This window comes from Brevibacillus sp. IT-7CA2, from assembly GCF_949767855.1.
In the GTDB taxonomy this organism is placed as follows: Bacteria; Bacillota; Bacilli; order Brevibacillales; family Brevibacillaceae; genus Brevibacillus.
Genome location: NZ_CATKQT010000025.1, coordinates 1 through 2,673 on the forward strand (window position 1 = coordinate 1; position 2,673 = coordinate 2,673).

Sequence of the window (2,673 nt, forward strand, 5' to 3'; positions counted from 1 at the left end):
TCTACTCCTTGCTTTTGCAAGTAGTTGGCAAGCTGATTGGCTTTTGCCTCCAGCTCGGCGTAGGTCAACTGCTCTTCTCCCGCAACGACGGCGATACGATCTGGGTATTTGGCCGCTGTTTCGGCAAACAGTTGTTGAACAGTTTTATCCCGAGGGTAGTCGCTCGCTGTGTTGTTAAGCTCTACCACCTGTTTATTTCGTTCGCTCTCCCTTAGAAGATCAAGTTTTTCAATCGACTCCTCTGGTTGGGCGATGATAGCCTCAAGCAGATTTTGCAAATGTCCAGTCATTCGCTCTATCGTCGAACTGTCGAACAAATCGGTGCTGTACTCAAAGGAAGCCACGAGTCCGTCTGCCTGCTCTCTCATTGTCAATGTGAGATCAAACTTGGAAGTCGTCAAATGTCGCTCAGAATCCAATGGTGTGAGCTGAATGCCAGACGTTACTGCTTCCTCCAGCGGGAAGTTTTGCAGGACAAACATGACCTGGAACAACTGCGAGTAGCTGAGGCTACGCTCTAGCTGTAGCTCATCGACCAATTTTTCAAAAGGTAAATCTTGATGTGCATAGGCCTCTAACGCTGTTTCGCGGACGCGTGCCAGTAATTCTGTAAATGTTACATCTCCTGTTACGTTGGTTCGGAGTGCCAGAGTGTTGACGAAGAATCCAATCAAATTCTCGGTTTCTTGCCGATTGCGTCCAGCTACCGGACTTCCCACGACAATGTCTTCTTGACCACTATAGCGGTATAGAAGGGTTTGGAATGCAGCCAGCAACGTCATAAACAAGGTAGAATTGGACTCCTGGCTAAGTACTTTCAATTTGGCGAGCAAGTCCGCAGAAAAGGTCTTGGTGTAAATGGCTCCTTGATAGGATTGCACAGCATGGCGCGAACGGTCTGTCGGCAGTGCTAGAAGCGGTTCTGCTCCACTCAGTTTTTCTTTCCAATACGTAACCTGCTGCTCTAAGATTTCGCCATCCAGCCACTCACGCTGCCATGTGGCAAAATCCGCGTATTGAATCGGTAGGTCTGCTAGCTCTGGTGTTTCTTGTTTACTGAAGGCTTCGTAATTGGCAAGCAATTCGCGATAGAATATGCCTATCGACCAACCGTCAGAGATGATGTGGTGCATGTTGATCAAGAAGACATATGCGTGATCATCTGTTTGGATCATCGTCGCGCGTATCAGCGGTCCTTGTCCAAGGGCAAAAGCTCGGGCAGTTTCGGCTTCAGTCAATTGCTCTATCTGTTGTTCCTTCTTTTCAGCAGATAGGTCGCGTACGTCCAGAATGTCCATTTTCCAGTCCATATGCGGATGAATCACTTGTATGGATTGTCCGTCTATTTCTTGGAACGTGGTACGCAAGCTTTCGTGACGCAAAATGATCGCCTGTAAACTCTTCTCCCATGCCACTACGTCGAGTTCGCCTTGCAAGCGAAGGGCAGATGGGATGTTGTACATCGGACTGTCTGGCATGAATTGATCAAAGAACCACAATCGCTGCTGGGCAAAAGATAACGGGAGATTGCTCTGTCTTGATACAGGTTGAATCGATCCACCAATCGCTTCTTTCTCTCCCAAATGAAGTGCTGCTCCCTGTTCACTCCATGCTGCAATGGTCGGATGTTCAAAAATGGAGCGCACCGTCTGCTCTATTCCAAACGCCTCTCGTAGACGTGAAATGACTCGTGTCGCCAAAAGTGAATGTCCACCAAGCTCGAAAAAGTTATCGTGAATCCCCACTTTTTCGACTCCAAGCACCTGCGACCATATGTTGGCAATCAGCTCTTCTACCTGATTGCGCGGCTCCATGTAGCCTTTGGCGGAAGCTGGATTTGTCCATTCCGGTTCCGGCAGTTGTTTGCGGTCGATTTTACCATTTGCCGTCAAAGGCATCGCATCAAGGAAAATATAAAATGAAGGCCTCATGAATTCTGGTAACTTCGTTTTTGTCCAAGCACGCAAATCAGAAGTTTCGAGCGTGCTGTCTCCTGATACGGTAAGATACGCAGTTAAATGCTTCTCGCCCGGCTTAATCTCACGGACCATGACCACAACTTCGTTCACAGACGGATGCAAGCTGAGTGCTGCTTCCACCTCACCTAATTCGATGCGGAAGCCACGGATTTTTACCTGATTGTCGATACGACCGATAAACTCAATCGTGTCATCAGGCAAATAACGAACCAAGTCACCGGTACGATACAGGCGAGAACCCCCTTGTGGGTCAAACGGATTCTCCACAAAACGTTCTGCGGTTAACTCCGGATTGTTCAAATAGCCAAGAGCGAGTCCATCTCCGCCTATATATAATTCGCCTGCCGCACCCAGAGGGACAGGCTGTTGATATTTGTCCAATACGTACACCGTGGTATTGCTGATCGGTCGGCCGATTGGGAAGGAGTTGACGCCTTCTGGAAGCTCCGTGACGGGATTGCAGCAAGTAAAAGTCGTGTTTTCCGTCGGCCCATAGCCGTTAATCACCGTGATACCGTCAAGCGAAAGTACCTTGCGTACATGGGTTGCGGAGACGACATCCCCACCAACAAGTAGTTGGCGCACACCGTTCAAGAACTCCACCTTGTGGTCAACCATGACCGTGAACAGACCAGCCGTCAGCCAAAGTGTCGTCACCTTGTGATTCTGAATCGTCTCCCCCAGTTCATCGAGT

At 49.0% G+C, this 2,673-nt stretch carries 1 protein-coding gene; it reads right to left on the minus strand.

The annotated features are described in order from the left end of the window. Positions 1–2,673, minus strand: a 2,673-nt coding sequence (locus ACM6JA_RS16330) for a condensation domain-containing protein (RefSeq protein ID WP_414853155.1), incomplete at both ends; no start/stop codon positions are given.